The following is a 23413-nucleotide window of genomic DNA, read 5'->3' as shown; positions in this document are numbered from 1 at the left end:
GAGTAAGACAATACTGAATTTACTGAAAAGAGTGAGTTGAGAGAATATCTGATTTTCTTACATCTGTAAAAAATAATAACTAATACATTAGTTTTATAGTTAATCCGGCGTGATGGATTGCAAATAACAGATAGGTTAAGTTGTGAAAACCATGTTATGAATTCAATGTCCGGTTATTTGCTATTGTGAAATATGTGAACAATGGACGATCATGTCGCACGGTGCTGCAAAGGAGGTGAAAAATGAGAGCGAAGTTAGAACAAGTAAAGGGGGGCTGGAAAACCACTGATAGTTGAGCTGGAAGCATGATAATGAAAAAAAGAGGATGGATGGTGAGAGAAATGGACAAGGCGTGGATTGTTTTCGGTTGTACAGTAGCCTACATCATCATTACCACAGTAGTCGGCATGTGGTCGATAAAGACGACAAAGGATACTGACAGTTTTATGACTGCCAAACATCAAATGGGGGTCTGGGTAGTAGGTATCCTGCTTATGTCGGAGTTTATTGGACCAGGTGCCACCGTTGGCACAGCCCAGGGAGGATTTGAAAAGGGTATGGCTGTTGCCTGGAATTCATCCACTCTGGCGATCGGGTATTGGTTATACTCTTATTTTCTGGCACCTAAAATGAATGCCCTGGGCGAATACACCATCTCCGGTGCCCTATCCAAGCACTACGGCTCCAAGGTAAGAATGCTTGTTTCGGTAACGATGGCGGTGGCCCTGACCACAGTGAATGTTGCTGCTTTTACCGGTGGTGCGGCAGCTCTGGGGGCATTGCTGCATGTTTCCATTGAGTCCGCTATATTTATCATTGCGATATGTGCAACGATGAATGTGGCATTCGGCGGCATTAAGGGTGTTGGCATAGCCAATATTATCCACGCAAGTTTTAAGTATCTGGGCTTGTGTATCATTGCCGGGACGGCCTGGGTGATTGTCCAGGACAAACCGGTGCTGCTGGACAATATTCCGGCAGCTCATTTCTCACTAGTTGACGGGGTGGGCTTTCCTCAACTGATTGCCTGGGTGATCGCCAATGTCGGGGCTATTTTTTCCACTCAGTATGTGCTCCAGTCCATCAGCTCGCTGCCTAAGCCGGAGGATGCGAGAAAGGCAACGATTATTGCCGGTATCGTTATTTTCCCGATTGGTTTTATATCCGCCTATATCGGCGTTCTTGCCAGGGGAATTTTTCCCGACATAAAAAGTGTAATGGCCTTACCGGCATTTTTTGATCTCATGAATCCCTGGCTTGTCGGTATCTGTGCTGCCGCTATGATTGCAGCTACCTTCGTAACTATTCTGGCCTGCCAGCTGGGGGCCACTGCTCTCATCATGAAAGATTTTTATATCCCACTGATAAAGCCGGGTGAAAAACATAATATTTGGGCTACGCGAATCATGGCTATTGTCATAGGTTTTTTACCGATACCCTTTGCTTTATTTGTACCAGGCATGATTAAGACCTTCTTTTTTGCACGGGCATTGCGGACCGCGATAACGATCTTGGTGTTATTCATGTTTTATGCGCCACACATGGCAACCAAAACAGGCGGTATGGTTGCTTTGCTTCTCAGTGTGGTGGGAACTGTTGGCTGGATGGTTATGGGCAATCCCTGGGGAATTGACAATATTTATATCGCCCTGATCACGCCGGTAGTGGTTATGGTGCTGGATTACCTGATCCGGAGGAAGGTCCAAACCGGAAGTCCGGAAATAAGAACGTTAAATTGAAGCTTAAGGCGGTGAGTAGTTATGACAAAAGTGCTGCTGGTTGAACCTGTTCATGAATCAGGGATGAGAATTTTACAACAGGCTGGACTTGAAGTGGTAGTGTCACCCTCAACAGACACTGAAACACTTATTGATTTAGTGAAGGACGATGTATTCGGGATTATTATCCGTACCAGCCAATTGGAAAGCAGGGTATTGGAGGCCGGAAGACAGCTTAGAATTATCGGGCGGCATGGTATAGGTGTTAATAATATTGACTTGGCGGCGGCCGACAGTCTTAATATTCTGGTTGCTAACGTACCTGACGCCAACGCCTATTCGGTGGCAGAATATGTGATCACAGCGGCTATGATGCTATCTCGCAAAATGGTTCAGGGCGATACTGCCTTGCGGACTGGAAAACTTATCCAAACCGGTGCTTCTCTCCCCGGCTTGGTAAAAAGGTTTAATTTAGGCGGCAATGAACTTCCCGGCAGGTGTATGGGGATTATTGGTCTGGGGAAAATCGGGCTGCAAATAGCCCTGATGGCAGCTGGAATCCTGCATATGGAGGTGCTGGCCTATGATCCTTACCGAAGCGAAGTGCCGTCAGGTATTACTCTGGTTGCCGATGTTAACGAAATTTACCGGCAGGCCGATTTCATCACCTTAAATACGCCGCTGACTAAAGAAACGGAGAATATGATCAATGCAGCTACACTCGGGATGATGAAGCCGGCTGCGTATCTGATTAATGCCGGCCGGGGTGAACTGATTGATGAGCAGGCTTTGGCCGCTGCGCTCATTCAAGGTAACCTAGCCGGTGCCGCTCTGGATGTTTTCCGGGAGGAGCCGCCCCGTCTCAGCAATCCGCTGTTTCACGCACCAAATGTTTTCCTGACGCCTCATGTTGCCGGTTCAACCGATGAAGCTGTGGAGAGACTGGCAATAGGTTCTGCGCAGGCCATTGCCGACTGGTTCTGCGGCAGGAAACCTGGCAATATTATCAATCCCCAGGTATGGGAAAGATTGGTGAAATAATTAATAGGGAGTGAGTGGTGTAATGAATGTTACAATTGACAACGAAACTGCAACAATCAGCCCGCAGGACCTGAAAACAGTGGTTGCCAAGCTGCTTGAAAAGGTGGGCGTGCCTCAGTCACAGGCAGAGCGCACCGCCGATGTCATGGTGAATACCGATCTTAAAGGTATGGAATCTCATGGTGTTCGCTGGCTGGACATTTACCTTAAGCGCATTCAGTCCGGCTGTGTTAATCCTGTTACTGACCTAAAGGTAGTTCAGGAGAAAGCCGGTCTGATACTCCTGGACGCGCAGAGCGGGTTAGGCCAGGTTGCGCTCAGCAAGGCAGTGGCAATGGGGATCGAGAAGGCCAGGACGGCAGGCGTTTGTGCTGTGGCAGTGCGCAATTCCAATCACTGCGGTGCGCTGGGTTACTATACCGAGATGGCAACTAAAGCCAGCATGGCAGCTATTGTTATGACTAACGGCACGCCGTTGATGGCTCCGTGGGGCGGGGTGACGCCCTGTATTGGAACCAACCCTATTTCCTTTGCTGTTCCCAGCCAGGGGGATCCGGTTATCCTGGATATGGCAACAAGTGCCAGCGCCCGGGGCAAGGTTTTTGTCGCCGCTCAAAAAGGAACAAAACTACCGGACGGTATAGCCTTGAACAAAGAAGGTGAGCCAACTACGGATCCTAAGGAGGCGCTGGAAGGGCTGCTGTTGCCGGTAGGTGGTCCCAAAGGGTATGGCTTATCATTGATTATCGATATTATGGCAGGGATTATGACCGGTTCCAACCATGGACAGAATATAACCTCTCTGTATGGCGATCTGGAACATGCGCAAAATATCGGCCATTTTGCGGTGATTGTCAATGTGGATGATTTCTTGCCACTGGATGACTTTTTTACCGGAATGCAGCAAAGCCGGACCGAGCTGAAAGGATCAAAGCTGGCAAAAGGGTTCAGCCAGGTTTTCCTGCCGGGCGAGATTGAAGCTAACACGGCAAAATACAGGGCAGAGCAAGGTGTCGCCATACCGGTAGCTACCTGGAACACGCTGCAGGAGTGGAGCAAGAAACTGAATGTACAATAGAAATAGCTGCAAGCAGGAGGGAGCGATAGAAATGGTAGAAGCGGTTACCGCAAAAATTGATGATTTTTTTCAACCGAGAGGAATAGCTATCATCGGCGCTTCAGCCACACCTGGCAGCCCTAATAATCAGATTCTGCAATTTGCCAGGCAGATGAGCATAAATGGCAACGTTTACCCGGTAAACCCCACTAAGAATGAAATAGCCGGGCTTACTTGCTATCCAAGCCTATTATCCATACCTGCACCGGTTGATTTAGTTGTCCTTGCCGTTGGTCCGCAAAATAGCTTAAGCGTGGCCCGGGAGATTCAAAAACGGCGTGAGGAAAAAGGTGATGCCGGGGCGGTTACCATTGTTACTGCCGGGTTCAAGGAAATGGGAACTGCCGCAGGAGAGCAACTGCAGAATGAGTTGATTGCAACAATTAAAAAGAGTGGCGCCCGGGTCATAGGCCCTAACTGCCAAGGTGTGGCAGATACGGTTAATGGGGTTAACACCACATTTAGTGTCCCGCCTAATACCCCCCGGGGCGGTGTTACCATCATTAGTCAAAGTGGAGCATTTGCTACCTCTTTCCTGCGGTGGGCCAGTGATCAGAGGCTGGTGGGGATAAATAAGTTTGTGTCTTTAGGAAATATGGCTGACGTCGATTTTAGAGAACTATTAACTTATATGGCCGATGATGCCAACACTAAAGTAATTTCTATGTATCTGGAAGGCATTAATGATGCCCGTGGTTTGTTTGATATAGCAGCAAAGGTTACAGCTAAGAAGCCCATTGTCGCCATAAAAGCAGGAAAAACTGCCATGGGTACCAATGTAGCGCAAAGCCATACTGCTTCCATTGCCGGCAACAATGATATTTATGATGGTGCATTCCGCCAGGCCGGCATTATTAGAGCCCAGAGCGTAGCTGAGTTTTATCATACCTCCCGGGTATTTGATAAGATGCCATTGCCTAAAGGCAACAGAATATGCATTCTTACCGTCGTCGGCGGGCCAAGCACCATTTGTGTTGATGAGCTTGTGGCTACCGGGGAAATCACACTGGCACACCTCTCGGATGAACTGAAGCAAGAGATTGCCGGGCATTTGGCTGCCAGTGCCAATATTGGCAATCCAGACGGGTATATTGATATGACAGCCTCGGTAACCCCCAAAATGCATGCTGACGTGTTAACGCTGCTGATGAGGGATGACGGGATTGACGGAATCATCTTTATGACGACCCCTCCCGGCTTTATTAAAGATGAGGAATTAGCAGCCGCGCTGCTGGCAGGGTATAATTCAGTGCCGGAGGGAAAAAAGAAACCGTTACTTTCTGTCATGCTGGCGGGTAATGCCGTAGCCAAATGCAGAAAGATTCTGGAGGAGGAAGGTCTGCCAACCTTCGAATTCCCCGATGATGCAGCCAGGGTTATGGTAAATATGGTTAGATACAGCGCATACCGGCAGAGAAACAGCTAATGCATAGGGATAGTATAGGAGGTGCACTATGGACTGCCAGGAAGTCATCAAAAAAAGTGTTTCTAACGGGGATGCCGTAGTTCCCGAGCTTGAAGCCCAGGAAATTTGCCGGAGTTTTAGTATTTCCTGTCCGCCGGCCACCCTGGTAGCCGATAGGGAGCAATGTCTTACAGAGGCTCAAAATATGGGTTATCCAGTAGTAATTAAAATATTTTCCAGGGAAATCATCCATAAATCGGATGTAGGCGGTGTTATTACCGGCATTTATAACCCAGAGCAGCTTAAAAAAGCGTTTGAGCAGCTTATGGATAATGCTAAAAAGCATGCACCCAAAGCCGAAATAGCTGGGGTGATTGTCCAAAAGCAAATGCCAAAAGGCGTTGAAGTAGTGGTTGGTGGTTTAAAAAATGACCAGTTTGGTCCGGTTGTTATGTTTGGTTTAGGCGGGATTTACGTAGAGGTATTTAAGGATGTGTCATTCCGGCTGGTTCCGCTGGATAAGGAAGAAGCTTTTAGGCTGGTAAAAGAGACTAAGGTTTATAAATTATTGCAGGGGGCGCGGGGCGAAAAACCTTGTAATATTGAGGCCCTGTGTGAAGTGATTGTTAATACAGGGAGACTACTGGCAGCCTTTCCTGAAATTAAGGAATTAGATTTTAATCCTGTTTTCTGTTATCCGGATAGCTGTACGGTGGTAGATGCCCGTCTTGTTTTAAAATAATTAGTAAAAGTTAGGTAGCTCCAGTAATCGTAAAATATGGCTGTAAAAGATAACAATTCTTAGCTGTCTATTCTCTACCTACGGGGTAGGGGGTGATGACTGTTGGCGAGATAAGAATGGGGGTTGGTTGTATGGGAGAGATAAGGTTACATGGCCGGGGCGGGCAGGGAACTGTAATAGCCGCAGAAATGCTGGCCAACGCTTTTGTCTTTGGTGGTAAATATGCATCCGTGTTTCCGTCCTTTGGTGTAGAAAGGCGGGGCTCAGCGGTTATGGCTTTCGCCCGGTTTGGGGAAAAGCCGATCCGGGAACGAACCCGTGTGTACCGTCCGGATATTTTACTAATGTTTGACGAATCTTTAACAGAGGTTTTATCAAATTATGACGGGTTTAAAAGTGGCGGTATGATCATTGCCAACACTAAGCACGAGCAAAATGTTATCAATTTAAATGTAAACCAGCAAATGCTGGCAACTGTAGATGGGGTAGGTATTGCTCTGGAAGAAACCGGAACCCCGATTACTAACACGTGTATGATGGGTGCGTTTGCCAGTGCGACCGGTTTGGTAAAGCTGGATGATCTCAGGCAAGCGTTAGGCTTGTATTTTACCGGGACTGTTCTAGCAAAAAATTTGCGAAGTCTGGAGCGCGGCTATAAAGAGGTCAAAGTAACCCATTTTGACAAACCGGTGGAACCTGCACCAGATCATCAGGGGTTTGATACCGATTATGTGACAATAAAGCCGCCTCAGTTTACAAGTACGTTTGATGCTGCCTGGGATGATGTTGATAAAAAGCTGATAACAACACAGACCGGTGGATGGCGGTATAAACAACCACAGCCAAATCAAACGGCCTGCAGGCTATGTGGCTGGTGTAGTATTTATTGTCCTGCCGGCAGCATGAAGCTTGGTCAGGATGGCTACTACCACCCGGATTTGAATTACTGTAAAGGCTGTGGCATATGCGCCAATCAGTGCCCGGCGCACGCCATAATGATGAAAGCAGAGGAGGTTCTTTAATGATAAAAGTACTTACCGGTAATAAGGCGGCGGCCAATGGCGTACTTCTATCACGCCCGGATGTTGTTGCAATGTACCCAATAACGCCCCAGACACCACTTGCTGAAGAATTAGCCCATTTTCATGCTGAAGGGCAGCTCAAATGTGAGATGGTCGAGGTGGAAGGGGAACACACGGCCATGAGCGTCATTACCGGGGCCGGTGTAGCCGGTGGCCGGGTGTTTACCGCCACTTCCTCCTGGGGGCTGGCCTATATGAACGAGGCGCTCATGTATTGCGCCGGTATGCGTATCCCCGCCGTTATGGTCGATGTTACGCGGGAAACTCCGTCAATGCGCGGTGTGGGTGGCGGACGCCAGGATATCATGAGTATCCGGGACAGCGGCTGGATTCAAATTGAACCCGAAACCTGCCAGGAAATTTTAGATTCGGTAATTATGGCTTATCGCCTGGCCGAAGATCCGGAAGTTCTGTTGCCGGTAGTGGTGGCCTATGATGGCTTTTATCTTTCCCACTTATCAGAACGGGTAGATATACCTAACCAGGAAGACGTTGATAAATTCTTGGAACCCGTAAAAAACAGTACGCGGCCGAATCTGGTTTCAGGGAAAAATCTGCACTTTAGTCCCAGTATTGTAGGTAAAGAGTTTGCCGAATACCGCTACAAGACAATGCAAGCGTTTGAGCGGGCCAAATCAAAAATAGAAGCAATAGAAAAAGAGTTTGCAGCCAGCTTTGGTCGGCACTATGGCGGGTTGGTCGATACCTATAGGAGTGAAGATGCCGAAATCCTGATTCTTACTGCCGGCAGCTGCGCCGGGACGGCCAGAGTTGTTATCGATCAGGCCCGGGAAAAAGGCATCAAAGCCGGTTTAGCCCGGATGCGAGTGTTCCGGCCCTATCCACGGGAAAGGCTGGCTGAGATTTTAGCAGGTAAAAAAGGTGTGGCGGTTCTTGACCGCAGTATATGTTTAGGCTGGAACTGCGGCCATTTACATATGGAAGCCAAAGCTGTGTTGGCAGACCTGGTAAATCCCCCCCGTATGTTCGATTTTATTGATGGACTTTGCAATACTGACATTACCTCAGACCATATTGAAAAGGCCCTGTATGTTACTGTTGCTGCCCTGAAAGGCAAAGAAACAGCAGAAACCAACTGGCTGATTTGGGATTAATAAGGAGGTCGCTATGGATAGCTGTAAACATTTGATTATCGGCGCTGGTCCGGCCGCTTTGGCTGCCGCCCAGGCCATCCGTACCTGTGATAAAGCTGCAGGCATTACCCTGGTTACCCGGGAAGAAACTCTGCCCTATTCACCTGCTGTATTACCGTATTTGCTTAATGAGGAACTGACCGAGAAGGAGCTGTTTGCTAAGGGACGGGATCTCCTGGCGGCTCTTAAGATAAACCTTATTTGCTGTAAAGAAGTTGCAGCTGTCTTACATGAAACTAAAGAGGTCAAATTTACAAGCGGGCAATGTCAGGCTTATGACAAACTGCTTATTGCCACTGGGGCCGCTCCCCAAATCCCGGCAATTGAAAACCTGGAGCCAGATCAGATCTATACGTTTAGAACATTCAGCGATTTTGAAAAGCTGCACCGGACTCTGACTGACAAACAAACCGTTGCTATCTACGGTGCCGGTCTGGTGGCTGTCGAGGCTGCGGAAAAGCTTTGTATGGCCGGGCATAGGGTGACAATTATCGCCAGAAGCTCGTTATTGCGGAAATATTTTAGTCCTAAAAATGTTGCAGTGCTTGAACAGGCATTTAGCAGGCACGGTGGGAGAATACGCACCAATAATACGCTTGCCTCAGTGAGAAAAGTTGAAGATAAGCTTGAACTCATGTTAAGTAATAATGAGAAATTAGTTGTTGACCGGCTGCTTGTTGCTACCGGTGTGACCCCTAATTTGATTGACAATGATTTGATCCCGGTCATTGAGGGCGGTTTGAAAGTTGGCAGGCATATGGAAACCAATCTGCCTGATATTTATGCGGCGGGTGATGTCGCTGCCGCACCCTCTTTTTATGATGGCCGGAACGCTCCCTGTCCCATCCTGCCAGAGGCTGTTCTACAAGGGAAAATAGCTGGAGCCAACATGGCTGGGAAAGTGGTGGAATATTCCGGCTGGATTCCCGGCAACTATCTTCGCTGCTTTGATGAAAGCTTGTTTAGTGTTGGTCTTACCGGTATTCAGTCGGGCTCTAGGTATAAGACGCTTGAAAAACAAGCAGGTGGCAGTTCACTGAAACTGATATTTACAGATGACTGTTTAGTGGGGGTTGAAGCCCTTAACATGAAATTGATTCATCCCGGCGTGTTTCTTAATCTCATTAGAAAAAAGATTCCAGTTACGGAGTATCAGGAACTTTTACTTGCCAAGCCGAGGGAAACCGCCTGCTGGTTAATGCTCAAGCAGGGCAAAACCCAAGCGGTTTAACTGTAAAGGAGGAAGAACAATGTTAAATAATACCCTCGTGATTAGCGATACGAACTGCCCGCCCTCATGCACCCTCTGTATCGAAGCCTGCAGTCGCAGGACCGGTGCAGTTTTGGAACCTGTCATCGAGAAAATTGATCTGCCGGAGCTGGAGTTTCATTCAGTATTAACCTGCAACCAGTGCAGCCAGCCTGATTGCCTCGGGGTTTGTCCCACCGGGGCGATAAGCCAGTCTGCTGATGGGAAGGTGGTCTTAGACTCTGGCCGGTGTGTTGGCTGTAGTATTTGTAACCTGGTATGCCCTTATGGTGGAATTTCCCCAAAACTGACTGAACATAAATCGCAGAAATGTGATCTCTGTACTGATGACCCGCAGTGCAGCAAGGTTTGCCCTAACAATATATTGACCTATGACAAGGCTGGTATTATGGCCGGACAAATGGGCGAAGACCTGTTATCCCCCGGGCTGCCTTATTGTGCCGGCTGCGGCATGGAACTGGTGGACCGGCATGCTTTACGGATATTAGGCAAAGATATTGTGCTGTTTGGGGCACCAAGCTGTAATGTATTAAGCTCTAAGGCCAGGGTTCCTTACTACGGAACCCTGATGACCCAGGTTGCTTCAAGCGCTACCGGGGTATCGCGATACTTTCGGCATATTGGCAAAGATACGATCTGCCTGGCCATCATCGGCGACGGCGCAACCGCCGACCTTGGCTTTGGTCAGCTATCTGCTGCTGCTGAGCGTGGTGAGAGGATACTCTACATTTGCTATGATAACGAGGCATATATGAATACCGGCGTCCAAAGGAGCAGCACAACCCCTTTTGGCAGTTGGACGAATACGACCCAGGTAGGAACCCGGGGACGGGGCCGCCAGGGTACTCCCAAAAATGTACCGCTGCTTATGGCTTACCACGGGATCAAGTATACGGCAACAGCCACCTTGGCCTATCCGGAAGATTTTATGCGTAAACTGATCAAAGCCAAAGAGGCTGTAAAAGAAGGAATGGCCTATATTCACGTATTAGCGCCATGTCCTACAGGCTGGAAATTCGATCCCAGCCGGGTTGTTGAGGTAACAAAGGCAGCGGTTGAAACCAATTACTTCCCCTTGTGGGAAGCAGAAAACGGCAGGATTAAACTGACTCATGAGGTCCGGAATCCTGTGCCTATCGGGGATTTTACCCGGATGATGAAACGTTTCTCCCATCTGTCCGAGGAAGAACTCAGGCAGCTTCAGGGGTATGTGGATCAGGCATTTGCACAAGTCAAGCGAATTGCTGTAAGTAATGTGTAGTAGGTTTCTGATCTCAAGCTAAAAAATGATGAGAAGTGGTATTTAGGAACATCTTTCGGGCGGCAGAGGGAGATGTTCCTTTTATTGTAATTTTAAACCGGTTTACCGCCAGCAATGGAATGTAATTCTCTTGCTTAAACAGCAAGACTTCTGTTACAATCAATCACAACAGATTTTATAGAAGCAGGTGATAATGTATGGCGTGGCAAGATAATATCCATTACCTACGCGAGGCGGTTAAAGTGTCGCAAAAAGCAAGGGAGCATGGCAACACCCCTTTTGGGGCCATTCTGGTTGATGCAGACGGCAATGTTATCCTGGAACAGGAGAACATTGAGATCACTACCTCCGACTGTACCGGTCATGCGGAAACGGCCTTGATGGCCAGGGCTTCTAAGTTATACACCAAAGCCCAGCTGTGGCAGTGCACCCTATTTTCTACAGCCGAGCCGTGTGCAATGTGCTCAGGGGCGATTTATTGGGGGAATGTAGGCCGGGTAGTTTACGGGATCAGTGAAAACAGTTTGCTGGCGCTTACCGGCAGTAATGAGCAAAACCCAACATTCACCCTTCCCTGCCGGGAGATCTTTGCCAGAGGCCAAAAGACTATTGAGGTAATAGGGCCAGTACCTGAGGTTGAACAGGAAGTGCTGGCTGTTCATCAGGGATACTGGAAATAACCTGACTTGCTAAGGCTGGACAATTGTATCAATATGAGATATAATTTTGACAGATTAACCACTCAGCGAGCAATGAAGCTCTGTGCAATGTATTGTGCAGAGTCTTTTTCATTAGATTCGACAAAGGGAAGTATTGCCAGATCCGGGGATGACTGCGGATCAACGGCAACTTAAGGGTGAGAGAATGTCGGCTTTGCGCAGCATCGAACAGATTGTTCAAAGAACAGCTGAAGCGCTAAAGGAAGTATTAAAAATTGATGTCGAGGTTGTCGACACCGATATGATACGTATTGCCAGTACTGGGGCTTGTCAGGGACAGCTGGGTCAGGTTATGGTGGAAGGTTTTGTCTATCAGCATGTGCTGAAGAGCCGCCATACGGTTGTCATTGAAAACGCCGGAACACATCCGTTATGTGACCCCTGCCCCAAGCGGGGGCAGTGTGTGGAGGATGCAGAAATGGCGGCGCCGATTATGTTAGCCGGCGAACCAGTGGGGGTAATTGGGCTTGTTAGCTTTGATCCGGTGCATACTGAGCGACTGATGAAGAACCGGGACTGGATGTTGCACTTTATTGAGAAGATGGCGGAACTTATCGCCGGCGAGCTTGCCGGCCGGCAAGCAGCCAATGGCTTTACCCAGTCTGAGCTCAGTTTGAATAACCTGGAAAAAGAGGCTATTATGAAAGCACTGGCTAAAGTCAATGGCCAGGCCCGCAGCAAAGAAAAGGCCGCTGAAATGCTGGGTATCAGCCGGGCAACACTATACCGCAAACTCAAGGAATATAAAATTTCTTAAATTGAGGGCTACCCTCTAGACAACAGTCTCATAATGAGATACAATCATGACAAGCAAAATACAAAGTTGAGCACAGACGCTCTGCAGTCTCTATTGAGGCGCAGAGTGTTTTTTATTTGCTCAAACCGCCCTCAAAAAGGAGAAATTACATGAAGAATTTCGTTCAAAAATCATGGATGCTTCAAGGTCTGGTGTTATTTAGTGCTATTGTCGGGGCTTTAGCTGTAGGCGCAATATTTATCCTGCTGGCTAACTCCAACCCGATAACCGCTTATGGCGTAATGATTAGCGGTCCTTTTTCCAGCAGTTTTGGATTTTCCGAAACAATGGTGCGATGTACACCGCTCTTGCTGGTTGGACTGGGGATTATTGTTTCATTCCGTACCGGTATCTTAAATATCGGCGGTGAGGGACAAATGCTGATGGGGGCTGTCACGGCTGCCGCCATTGCGCTTGCCTTCCCTGCTATGCCTGCTGTACTGCTATTGCCGCTTGTGCTGCTTGGTGGAGCGGCGGCTGGTGGCATGTGGGGCGGGTTGGCCGGTTGGCTCAAAGCCCGGCTGGCCGTCAACGAGATACTAAGTACGGTAATGTTGAACCAGATTGCGGCACAATTGTACTTATTCTTAATCCGGATCTTTTTAATTGATCCGCAGGAAGTAGCTTTAGGGACAGGGGTTCCGCAAACAGCGCTGTTACCTCATGCCCTCTGGCTGGAGCGGATCATTCCCGGAACCCGCCTGCACAGCGGCTTCTTGCTGGCAGTGGTGCTTGCTGTCTTAGTATATATTTTTTTGTGGCGTACAACGGTGGGGTACCGGATGCGGGCAGTGGGGTCAGGTCCTGACGCAGCGCGGTATGCCGGGATTAAGGTGGAGCGGTATCTGGTGCTGGCTATGCTGCTGGGAGGCGGTTTTGCCGGACTGGCCGGAGCGGTGGAGGTCGTAGGTGTGCATCACCGGGCCCTTGAGGATATTTCAGCCGGTTATGGTTTTAGCGGTATTGTTGCGGCACTCTTTGGCCGGCTGCATCCGCTTGGGGTTATTCCCGCCTCGGTGCTGTTCGGCGCTTTGATTCTGGGGGCCGATATGATGCAACGGGCTGTGGCCATCCCCTCGGCAATCGTTTTAATCATCCAGGGGCTGGTTATCTTGTTCATTGTTTCAGCAGACATCGTGTTACGCAAACCTGAAATCCTAAACAACATTTTCAATAAATGCTTCCGTAAGGCGGTAAAGGAGGGGTAATTCAGTGGATAATACCATGGGACAAGGAATCATTCTTGGCATTGTGGCTACCGGTATTCGCCTGGCGACGCCGTACCTGCTGGCCGCTTTGGGTGAGATGTTCACCCAGCGGTCAGGGATATATAATCTGGGGCTTGAAGGGGTGATGCTGATAGGTGCCTTCTTTGGCTTCTTTGTAACCTTAACAACCGGCAATGCCTATATCGGCCTGGTGATTGCAATGGTAGCCGGCGCTGCTATGGGCCTCATCATGGGGGTTGTCAGCATTACCTTAAAGGCCGAGCAGGGGATTAGCGGCATTGGCCTTTATTTACTAGGCTGGGGTATAGCCGGTTTATTTTACCGGTTATATGTTGGCGGCATTACCACTATTAAAGGATTGGAACCAATTAGTATTCCGGTGTTGAGTGACATCCCGGTCGTTGGCCAGGCTTTTTTCTCACACACTGCCATCGTGTATCTGGCTTTTCTGCTGGTACCGGTCTGCTGGGTGGTGCTGTTTAAGACCAATTGGGGTCTTAAAGTACGGGCGGTGGGGACAACCCCCCAGGCCGCTGATACACTGGGCGTGAGTGTTAACGGCATTCGTTATCAATGCCTGATTTTAGGGGGCATGATGGCTGGTTTGGCCGGGGCAGCGCTCACTGTGGGCAACACCCACATGTTTGCCGACAATATTACGGCCGGTCGTGGTTTTATCGCTGTAGCTCTGGTTTATTTCGGCCGCTGGAGCCCGTGGGGGATATTGGCTGGCTCGCTTCTTTTCAGTATGGCTGACTCTGTTCAGTTGTGGGTGCAGGTTCTTGGGATTAATTTCCCCTATGAACTGGCAGTTATTTTACCCTATGTAGTGACCATTGTTGCACTGGCTATGACCTACGGGCGCATCTGGGCACCAGCGGCGCTTGGCCGGCCCTATGATCGCGGCGCCCGGGGGTAGCAGATAAATACTATTTAACATTTAGGAGGAAAAACAATGAATCGTATCATGAATCTGACAAAACTGCTGCTGATGGCTATAGTAGCTGTCTCATTACTGCTTACCGGTTGTGGTAGCACCAAGTCTCCGGCTCCGGCGGCAGAAGCGCCAAAGGCCAAAAAAATTAAAGTAGCATTGGTTATTCCGAGTACGATTGATGATCTGGCCTGGTCTCAGTCCATGTATGAGGCCTTAAAAAAGAATGATCAAATTGAACTGGCTGTAAGCGAAAGAATGGGTAAACCGGTAGATGCCAGTGCTGCTATCCGGCAATATGCAACCCAGGACTATGACATTATTATCGCTCACGGTGCACAATACTATGGAATCTTAAAAGAAATCACCCCTGAATTTCCTAAAATTACATTTGCCTATGGCACCGGGGCACAAAGCGGACCAAATATTTTTGCTTATGAGCCTCAAGCCCAGGAAGGCGCTTATCTGCTTGGTTTGATGGCCGGAAAAATGTCTAAATCCAAAACTGTAGGTATTGTAGGGCCGGTTGAAGCCGGCGATGCCATCAAATATAACAAAGGCTTTCAGCAAGGGGTTGCTGCCGCCAATGCTGACGTAAAACTCCGGATTGCGTACACCGGTTCTTTTGGTGATCTGGTAAAAGCAGCCGAAATTGCGAAAACCCATATGGACGCCGGCGCGGATATTCTGACGGGTTCTTCCCAGCAGGTGCCAGGAGCCATCAAGGCGGTTGCCGCAAAACCAGGGGTCTACTGGTTGTCCACTGATATGGATCAAAGCAGCATCGCACCTGAAACAGTGCTTGCTGCCCAAACCTATAACTGGGAAAAAATCGTAGCTAAAATGATTGAGCTGCGCAAAGGCGGTACAATTGGCGGCCAAACTATGGTTCTGTCTTTTGCCGATGGTACTCTTGAACTCAAATATAACCCTAAATTAGCTGACAAAATCCCGCAGGATGTAAAAGATGCGGTAGAAAAAGCCAAGAAAGACATTGCCAGCGGGGCACTGAAAATTGATACATCTAAATAATAAAAAGTAATGACCGGGGAGCGTGGACACTGTGACCCAAACAATTGAGCATTTGGAGATGCGGGATATAATCAAACGATTCCCGGGCGTACTCAGTAACGACAGGGTTAGTATTGAGATCCGGTCAGGGGAAGTACTGGCGCTGCTGGGGGAAAATGGGGCTGGTAAAACCACATTGATGAATACCCTGTACGGTTTGTACCAGCCTGATGGCGGTGACATCCGGATCAATGGCCAGGTGCTGTCTATTGATTCCCCGCGCACGGCCATTGATGCCGGGATCGGTATGGTCCATCAGCATTTCATGCTGGTTCCCACGCTGACTGTGAGCGAGAATATTGCACTGGGGCTGGATTCCGGTACCGGGCCTTTTCTTGATCTTAAGTCGGTGGCTGCCAGGATTCGTGAGATTGCTTCAAACTACGGTTTGGCTGTCAATCCGGACGCCTATGTCTGGCAGCTAAGTGTTGGTGAGCAGCAGCGGGTTGAAATCGTCAAGGCGTTGTACCGGGGGGCACAGCTTTTGATTCTGGATGAGCCTACCGCTGTACTGACACCTCAGGAGGCGGAAGAACTGCTGGGATTACTCCGGCGAATGGCGGCGCAAGGGCGTTCGGTCATTATTATCAGTCATAAACTAAGTGAAGTTATGGCGATTAGTGACCGGGTGACTGTACTAAGGGACGGTCGCGTAGCTGCCACCGTGCAGACGGCAGATACCTCACCGGAACAACTGGCCTGTCTCATGGTTGGCCGGGATATGCAGGTCTTTGAGCGGGCCTATAGCGACTGTTCCGGTAATATCATGCTTGCTGTCCACGAGCTGGCTGTAACCGGTGATAAGGGAACACCTGCTTTGCGGGGCATATCACTTAATGTTTGTGCCGGGGAAGTGCTGGGCATTGCCGGGGTATCCGGCAATGGTCAGAAAGAATTTGCTGAGGCTGTCAGTGGTTTGCGCAAGGCTGAGTCTGGCAGTATTGTCCTTGGGGACACCAACATAACAAACCTGGAACCACGCCGGATTATTGACGAAGGATTAGGCTATATTCCGGAAGACCGGCTGCATGTAGGTACAATTGCCTCTTTTTCCATTTGGGAAAACATGATTTTAAAAGATCACCATCTGCCGCCCTATGCCCGTTCCTGTTTCCTGCAAAACGGGGCGATCCGTTCCCGTAGTGACGAACTGGTGCAAGAATACGGGGTTAAAACCCCGAACCTGGATGCGGCGACAGGCCGAATGTCCGGCGGCAATATCCAGCGTTTAATCCTGGCCAGGGAGATCACCCGCAGTCCCAAGGTGCTGATTGCAGCCTATCCTACCCGGGGACTGGATATTGGGGCGACCGAATATGTTCATACTATGCTGCTAAAAGCCAGGGAGCAGGGCATGGCTGTAGTACTGATATCAGAGGATCTGGAAGAGATTACAAAGCTGAGTGATCGTGTGGCTGTTTTCTTTGATGGCCGCATTATGGATGTGCTCCCTGTACAAGCTGCCGATGAACATCGGCTGGGTATGCTCATGGCTGGTATGCAAGATGAGCTGCCTGCAGCAATGTGAGTCCGGCTGCTTGTAATAAAAACAAACCAACCGCCATTGCGGTTGGTTTGATACAGGATGTTTAACCGGAAGGAGGGTTTGGGGACCTAAAGGTGTGTTTATTGTTATAGCATAATTTAATAGGGGGATTTGACGTTGAAGAGATCTGTAAAAATTCTTGCACTAACGGCTTCACTAACTTTCGCAGTAGCTTGTACCACCTATGCTGCCAACACATCCTTTAGTGATGTTCCTGCCAGGCACTGGGCTTACGAGGCGGTTGTTGACCTGGCAAAAGCGGGATTAATTGATGGTTCCGAAGACGGAACCTTCCGGGGCGACCGGGCCATGAGCCGCTATGAAGTAGCTATTCTTGTCTCCAAATCCATCGAAAAATATCAGAAAGCCGATGCCTCACAAAAAGCCATGATTGACAAACTGTCAGCCGAGTTTGCATCTGAGCTTAACGGTTTAGGAGTGCGTATAGCCAAGGTGGAAAGCAAAACCAATACCTGGGTGAGCGGGGAAACCCGGCTGCGTTATATCGGTGACAGCCCCAGTTCTGACATGCCGGCGAAATTGTCCCATTCCGACCAGTTTGACTTCCGTCAACGGATTAAATTCGGGGGCACAATCAATGAAGACTGGTCCTGGACAGGACGGATTGCCACAGATGGTCACACCCGCGCGGGCGAGTATGGTGGCTCTGGCTCAGATATAAAACTTGATCTGGCTAATGTTACGGCCAAAAATGTGTTGGGCGTGGATTCGGTGCGGATTGGCCGGACGGCTCTTGACTTCTTCAGTCATAGCATTATCGGCGGTCCTGGCAATAAAGACGGTATTACTATCACTAATAAGTTTGGTGATGTGAAGTTTACCGGCTGGACAGGCAATATCAGACCTAGCACAAATTTAGGATCAACTACTTCGGACAACTCCGGTTTTACTACAGCCCAGTTAGATTGGAAAGCGAATAACGTCAATGTGAAAACCGGCTACTACTGGGGCGATTCCCCTGGTAATTCGACCAATCTGAATGTTGCTGCTGGCAAGAGCTTTACCAGCTCGCAAGGATACCTTGTCGGTTTTGACACCAGAATCGGCGATTTACTGGTTTTTGGCGACTATATCGGCACAAGGCTTGAGGGGAGTGTAGGCCTGGATCGCAATCCTAATGCCTGGATGGTTCAGGTAACCAACAGTAAAGGCATGCCGGCTCTCGCTTATCAGGTTCTGGGCATTGTTAACCCGGCTAAAACCGGTACAGATGCCTGGATGGTTCAGTACCGGAGCATTGATCCCGGTGCCTTTGCACCTGGTTCAGGAAACTTTGATACAGTTGCCGTTTCCAATACCAATTCAGCCCCGTACAATTTCTACTATAAAGGCAGTGACAACGTCAATGCCCTCTTCCTGGCTTACTCTAAAGTTGTTGCCAAGAATGTAGTATTCTCGCTTGAATATCAGGACCTGGAGATTAAAAATAAAGGGGTAACCAACGGCGCGATCAGCGAGGGTAAAAACCAAACCTATCAGGCCAAACTTGAACTTTATTATTAATGTACTACGGTTACTTGTGTGAAATAATATGAAAAAATCTGACCTGCTTTATTGCAGGTCAGATTTTTTGTTGCTATGTAATTTTAGGTTAGAATTTAAGGGTTGCGCCAACACCAACACCATTCTCATTGCTGCCTGCATCAGGCATGAAAGAATGATAATTGACATTCAGATCAACATTGCGGGCGATATTGAAATTAGCGCCAGCCTGCAATTCTTTGAAGTTGTCGCTGGCGACAAAGGAGGCGTAGCCTGTGGCATTGGGGGAAAGTGGTCCGTTTAACCCCAGTCCTAAATATACGCTGGAGTCAGAGCCGAAATCACGGTTGCCGATAATGCCTCTAAGCTCGTTGGTCATTTGAAACTGTCCATAAATATCATCGCTGCTGCCATAACGCCCACGGTCCACGTCCTGGTAGCCCAGCGTAAAGTTATTGGTTAGTTTGTGTTCCAGGTAGAAAGTGTCACTATCAACGCCAATGGCGGTTTGGCCTGTTGTCAGGTCATTGAGCGGGGCTGCGAAAACGGGGATACAGTTGACAAGCAGTAAAGCGGATAGCGCAAGTATTGTTTTTTTCATTGGAATCCCTCTTTTCTTCACTAAGTCTCACAGATGGGTATATTTTTATATCAAGTCGTCTGCGTACCGCGTTGTTGGTTCTCCTATGTGTATCCTATTATTACTAAAAATAAGCGGTACTGATGACGACGGTTAGTTGTCAGTATAGCAGATAAATATGACAAAAGTGTGACAAGATGCCAGCAGAAAAGTCTAGATAGAAATCACGGTGGAACAGACCGCTCCTGCCGGAGTCGGTCTGTTGGTGTGTAGTCAAAAATCGTTTGTGTGTTTTTCTTTGTTGCGTTGGCAGAACGATGTTTCTAGCATTTTCAGATAATTACGAAGGTCTTGTGGTAGGAATAATTTTATTTCTTGTAGCAGCGAGCCCCTTTTTTAGCATGCTTGTTCAAACGGATCATAGCATAAATGATTTCCTTATATTCATCTGGCAGGTTGGGGATTTCTTCTGTAAGATCAATTGGCGCTGAGGTTGTTGCCTTCGGGGTATAATCATCTATGATGCCTAATAGATAATCAGAAGAGGTTTCATATAGATTTGCTAAAATTACTAGTGTATTCAGATCTGGAGCGCTGACGTTATTTTCATAGCCGGACAAAGTCTTGTTGTTAATCCCAGTGAGTTGATAGACCTCAACCTGAGTCAAATTCTGGCGCTCCCGGGCGAGTTTCAACCTTGACGCAATTTTGGGATTCAATAGTACGCCTCCTTTAATTCTATTTTAGCTGTTATTATCATTTAATGGGAAATATTCTTAGTATTTGTTAAATGATGATTGACATTCTTAGATTCAAAGAAATATAATTATAAGTGCAATACTTGGCGAAAAAGAGTAATTTATGTTGAAATTCGCAAAGCAAGTGACAAATTAAGTGCTATTTATACAGGATGCGGCTTTTGCCGATATTCTGATTTGCAGCAATGAATACAAGAATATTTAGGATAGGATGGTGATAGTAAGATGCGGTTAAGTTTGGGCGTTAAGACTATTGGCTTTTTTTTGTTGGTCGTCCTGATCAATGCGATCGGTTCAGGAATTACGGTATATAAAGTTAGTCAAGCCGATCAAATCATCCAAATGATTCAGGAACATAATCTTCCACGGTTGATGCAAACAAATGCAGTGGCTTTTAATACGGCCAACCAGGTTAGTGATATCCGGGGTTATTTGTTGACAGGCAATAAGTCAATGCTTGATGAAGCCAGGCAATTTGGTCAGACGAATGAAAAACTGACCGGGGAGTTACTGGCATCTGCTACCACCGGAGAAGGACGCAAGCTTGTTGGGGAACTGCAACTATTAGCCGGAGTCTACCAGGATATTGCTGAAAACAAGATTATTCCCCTGAAAGCTGCTGGAAGACATGAAGAAGCTGTTAATCTCGCCGTCCGGGAGCTTACACCTGCAGCCCGGGCGCTTACGGGTAAGGCCAATGAATATGCCGCTTTCCGGGAAAACCAGATTAAGACAGTCTTTTCCCAGACCATTGCAGATATGCATGCAACTAAGTCGATTAGTATAACGATTAGTTTACTAAGTATAGTGGTCAGTGTTCTAATCGGTTTTTTCAGTGCCCGGTCTATTACCCGGCCTGTAGGCTTGTTAGTTGCAACAGCAGGTGAGATCGCTGGCGGTAAACTTAATCATGACATTGAAGTGAAATATAAGGATGAAATCGGTGACTTACAGCAGGCTTTTAAAACTATGGTGCTGAATTTGCGGGATGTGGTTCAGACTGTCCAGTCAAATGCCGAGCAGGTTGCGGCCTCCTCGGAGGAACTTACCGCAAGTGCTGAACAGGCGGCTAAGGCGGCTAACCAGGTGACTGATTCTGTCATGAATGTGGCTCAAGGGGCAGAACGTCAAGTGGAAGCGGTTAATGAAACAATGGCGGTGGTTGAACAAATATCGGCAGGGATTCAGCAAGTTGCAGCCAATGCGGACATGGTTGCCGCGACCTCGGCCCGGACTGCTCAAGCTGCAGCCGGTGGCAGTCAGGAAGTCGATCGTGCCATCAATCAAATGACTACTATTGAAAACGCCGTCAGGCATTCAGCTGACGTTGTTGCCGGCCTTGGTGACCGTTCCCAGGAGATTGGGCAGATTATTGCTATGATTTCCGGTATTGCCGGACAAACCAATCTGTTGGCATTGAATGCGGCTATTGAAGCAGCCCGGGCTGGTGAACAGGGCCGGGGATTTGCGGTAGTGGCGGATGAAGTACGGAAACTGGCTGAGCAATCCCAGGAGGCGACCAAGCAAATTACTGATTTAATCGGACTAATTCAGGCAGATACCAATCAGGCTGTTATGGCAATGGAGGCAGGAACACGGGAGACTAAAGCCGGTACAGCAGTTATCAATAGCACAAGAGATGTTTTTAACTCAATTGTGAGCCTAATTGAGCAGCAATCCTCTCAAATCAGAGAAATCTCAGCAGCCATTCAACAGATGGCCGGGGGCAGCCAGCACATTGTTACTGCTGTCAGGAAAATTGACAATGTCAGTAAGATGGCTTCCCAGCATACGCAGTCCGTATCGGCAGCTACTCAGGAACAATCGGCAGCGTCACAAGAGATTGCTGCATCCAGTGAAGCACTGGTAAAAATGGCAGAAGAATTGCAAAATGCGGTTAGACGGTTTACAATTTGATCAAAAAAACGGCAATTGACCTACCCCTGTATGGAGGCGGCAACATGGAACATAGTTTTGAGTTAGCAGCATCAATGTTAAATTATGTTTCGGACATTATTTGGATGAAAGATATAAATGGCCATTATATCATTGTCAGTGATTCTTTTAATACCCTGTACGGATTACCCCCAAAATATGTTATCGGAAAAACCGACTTTGACTTTCATCCTGCCGAACAGGCAATTGAATACCGGAAACAAGACCAGATTGTCTGTGAACAGCGATTGATCACCGCATCTAAGGATAGTCAGTTAGCGGCAGATGGAGAAAAACGATTTTTTGAGGTGAATAGACTGCCTGTTTGTGATGCTGCAGGCAGAGTCATCGGGCTTATTGGCATTGGCAGGGATATTACCAGTCAGGTTCGCATCCGGGAATATTTAAAATATTTCAGTTATTATGACCCACTGACAGGCCTGTATAACCATAATTATTTTGAGGAAATGCCCTACAAGCTGCACAAGCGGCAAGTACAGGTCGCCGGGGTGCTGATCTGTGATATAGATAATCTGAAACTGGTCAATGATATTATCGGGCGGGATGCCGGTGATCAGTGGCTGAAAGCGGCGTCAAATATCATTAAAAGCGCCGTCAGCCAGCAGGGCATTGTGTTGCGCACCGGCGGCGACGAATTTGCCGGTGTCATCTATAATGCCACCCCTGAGATCATGCATTCGATTATTCAGTCTATCCGGCAACAGCTTAAAGAAGAGCGTAAGCAGCATAATTTACTTCCATTTAATATGGCTATCGGCCATGTTGTCGGTGATTTATCGCAGAACGATTTCTTCTCTTTGGTTAAACGGGCTGAAGCCGGGATGTATCAGGAGAAAATGCGGCATATTCAACTAATAAGCAGTAATTTGCTGAAAACAGTGATAAACCCGCTGTTCATGCAAGACACCAGCTTATGCAGGCATTGTGAGCGTATGCAGCACACTGTGGCCTGCCTGGGAGCAGCTCTCGGTTTTACAGAAGAGGGAATTAATCAGTTGCGGCTGTTGGCACAGTTCCATGACATTGGCAAAGTCTTAATTCCTGAGACTATTTTAGAAAAACCTGGACCATTATCTGCAGATGAGTGGGCGATCATGCACCGCCATCCGGAAACAGGGTTTCATCTTGCTAAACTAACTGTAGAACTGGCACCTGTTGCAGACTGGATTCTTAAACACCATGAGTGGTGGAACGGAGCAGGTTATCCACTTGGGCTTGCCGGTTTGGACATACCGCTTGAGGCCAGAATCATTCATATTGTGGATGCTTACGATGCCATGACCCATGACCGGTCATACCGAAAGGCCATCAGTCCGGCTGCCGCTGCTAAAGAATTGCAGGCCCTGGCCGGGATTGAGTTTGATCCTGATCTGGTGAAGCGCTTTGTCGAGCTGATTGGCTGTGAGTTGTAATGCTGCGAGATAGTGCGGGGAGACTCTTTAGAGTGTATTGCTTCAAATATATAATAAGGACCGGAAAGCTTCAAGGGTTATTGCATATATAATTAAAATCGTCAATAGGACCAGAGTCC

Annotated in this window: 20 protein-coding genes; 18 read left to right on the top strand and 2 right to left on the bottom strand. The window is 48.1% G+C overall.

Going from position 1 to position 23413, the window contains the following annotated elements; all coding sequences use genetic code 11:
* Nucleotides 1–311: 311 nt before the first annotated feature.
* From VN379_RS21495 to VN379_RS21420, 16 genes are all read left to right on the top strand, one after another.
* Complete coding sequence (locus VN379_RS21495; RefSeq protein WP_325537681.1) at nt 312–1739, top strand: sodium:solute symporter family protein; 1428 nt, start codon at nt 312–314, stop codon at nt 1737–1739.
* A 21-nt stretch (nt 1740–1760) separates the two neighbouring features.
* A complete protein-coding gene (locus VN379_RS21490) occupies nt 1761–2759 on the top strand; it encodes a hydroxyacid dehydrogenase (RefSeq protein ID WP_325537679.1) in 999 nt (332 codons plus the stop codon).
* 22 nt (nt 2760–2781) lie between these two features.
* On the top strand, nt 2782–3837 hold the full coding sequence (locus VN379_RS21485; protein WP_325537677.1) for an Ldh family oxidoreductase: 1056 nt from the start codon (nt 2782–2784) through the stop codon (nt 3835–3837).
* 31 nt (nt 3838–3868) lie between these two features.
* Nucleotides 3869–5302, top strand: a complete 1434-nt coding sequence (locus tag VN379_RS21480) for an acetate--CoA ligase family protein (RefSeq protein ID WP_325537675.1) — start codon at nt 3869–3871, stop codon at nt 5300–5302.
* Between the two features lie 28 nt (nt 5303–5330).
* Nucleotides 5331–6023 carry an acetate--CoA ligase family protein gene (locus VN379_RS21475; RefSeq protein ID WP_325537673.1) on the top strand — a complete coding sequence of 231 codons (693 nt, stop codon included), beginning with the start codon at nt 5331–5333 and terminating at the stop codon, nt 6021–6023.
* A gap of 131 nt (nt 6024–6154) precedes the next feature.
* Nucleotides 6155–7045 carry a 2-oxoacid:acceptor oxidoreductase family protein gene (locus tag VN379_RS21470; RefSeq protein ID WP_325537671.1) on the top strand — a complete coding sequence of 297 codons (891 nt, stop codon included), beginning with the start codon at nt 6155–6157 and terminating at the stop codon, nt 7043–7045.
* A complete protein-coding gene (locus VN379_RS21465) occupies nt 7045–8220 on the top strand; it encodes a hypothetical protein (RefSeq protein ID WP_325537669.1) in 1176 nt (391 codons plus the stop codon). Before VN379_RS21470 ends, VN379_RS21465 begins: the two co-directional genes overlap by 1 nt.
* A gap of 13 nt (nt 8221–8233) precedes the next feature.
* On the top strand, nt 8234–9490 hold the full coding sequence (locus tag VN379_RS21460; RefSeq protein ID WP_325537667.1) for an NAD(P)/FAD-dependent oxidoreductase: 1257 nt from the start codon (nt 8234–8236) through the stop codon (nt 9488–9490).
* Between the two features lie 19 nt (nt 9491–9509).
* Nucleotides 9510–10790: a thiamine pyrophosphate-dependent enzyme gene (locus VN379_RS21455; RefSeq protein ID WP_325537665.1), complete on the top strand. Its 1281-nt coding sequence runs from the start codon at nt 9510–9512 to the stop codon at nt 10788–10790.
* A gap of 197 nt (nt 10791–10987) precedes the next feature.
* The gene (locus VN379_RS21450) at nt 10988–11470 is read left to right on the top strand and encodes a nucleoside deaminase (RefSeq protein ID WP_325537664.1); all 483 of its coding nucleotides are present in this window, start codon (nt 10988–10990) and stop codon (nt 11468–11470) included.
* Between the two features lie 148 nt (nt 11471–11618).
* The gene (locus tag VN379_RS21445) at nt 11619–12266 is read left to right on the top strand and encodes a GAF domain-containing protein (RefSeq protein ID WP_325537662.1); all 648 of its coding nucleotides are present in this window, start codon (nt 11619–11621) and stop codon (nt 12264–12266) included.
* Nucleotides 12267–12415: 149 nt separating this feature from the next.
* The gene (locus VN379_RS21440) at nt 12416–13513 is read left to right on the top strand and encodes an ABC transporter permease (RefSeq protein ID WP_325537660.1); all 1098 of its coding nucleotides are present in this window, start codon (nt 12416–12418) and stop codon (nt 13511–13513) included.
* Nucleotides 13514–13517: 4 nt separating this feature from the next.
* The gene (locus VN379_RS21435; protein ID WP_325537659.1) at nt 13518–14453 is read left to right on the top strand and encodes an ABC transporter permease; all 936 of its coding nucleotides are present in this window, start codon (nt 13518–13520) and stop codon (nt 14451–14453) included.
* Between the two features lie 36 nt (nt 14454–14489).
* Nucleotides 14490–15500: a BMP family protein gene (locus VN379_RS21430; protein WP_325537657.1), complete on the top strand. Its 1011-nt coding sequence runs from the start codon at nt 14490–14492 to the stop codon at nt 15498–15500.
* A 31-nt stretch (nt 15501–15531) separates the two neighbouring features.
* The gene (locus VN379_RS21425) at nt 15532–17067 is read left to right on the top strand and encodes an ABC transporter ATP-binding protein (protein ID WP_325537655.1); all 1536 of its coding nucleotides are present in this window, start codon (nt 15532–15534) and stop codon (nt 17065–17067) included.
* Between the two features lie 135 nt (nt 17068–17202).
* A complete protein-coding gene (locus VN379_RS21420; protein WP_325537653.1) occupies nt 17203–18609 on the top strand; it encodes an S-layer homology domain-containing protein in 1407 nt (468 codons plus the stop codon).
* 88 nt (nt 18610–18697) lie between these two features.
* On the opposite strand, the gene VN379_RS21415 is transcribed toward VN379_RS21420, so the two are convergent.
* Together VN379_RS21415 and VN379_RS21410 are read right to left on the bottom strand one after the other, a co-directional pair.
* Nucleotides 18698–19189 carry a hypothetical protein gene (locus VN379_RS21415; protein WP_325537651.1) on the bottom strand — a complete coding sequence of 164 codons (492 nt, stop codon included), beginning with the start codon at nt 19187–19189 and terminating at the stop codon, nt 18698–18700.
* Nucleotides 19190–19536: 347 nt separating this feature from the next.
* On the bottom strand, nt 19537–19887 hold the full coding sequence (locus VN379_RS21410; protein ID WP_325537649.1) for a helix-turn-helix transcriptional regulator: 351 nt from the start codon (nt 19885–19887) through the stop codon (nt 19537–19539).
* A 264-nt stretch (nt 19888–20151) separates the two neighbouring features.
* On the opposite strand from VN379_RS21410, the gene VN379_RS21405 reads away from it, so the two are divergent.
* Together VN379_RS21405 and VN379_RS21400 are read left to right on the top strand one after the other, a co-directional pair.
* Nucleotides 20152–21843 carry a HAMP domain-containing methyl-accepting chemotaxis protein gene (locus VN379_RS21405; protein ID WP_325537647.1) on the top strand — a complete coding sequence of 564 codons (1692 nt, stop codon included), beginning with the start codon at nt 20152–20154 and terminating at the stop codon, nt 21841–21843.
* 44 nt (nt 21844–21887) lie between these two features.
* Nucleotides 21888–23294, top strand: a complete 1407-nt coding sequence (locus tag VN379_RS21400) for a sensor domain-containing diguanylate cyclase/phosphohydrolase (RefSeq protein ID WP_325537645.1) — start codon at nt 21888–21890, stop codon at nt 23292–23294.
* The last annotated feature ends 119 nt before the right edge of the window (nt 23295–23413 follow it).

Origin of the sequence: Sporomusa sp. (genome assembly GCF_035561255.1) — a bacterium.
Lineage (GTDB): Bacteria > Bacillota > Negativicutes > Sporomusales > Sporomusaceae > Sporomusa.
The sequence above is the reverse complement of the archived record's forward strand: the minus strand, read 5'-3'. Positions and strand labels throughout refer to the sequence as shown.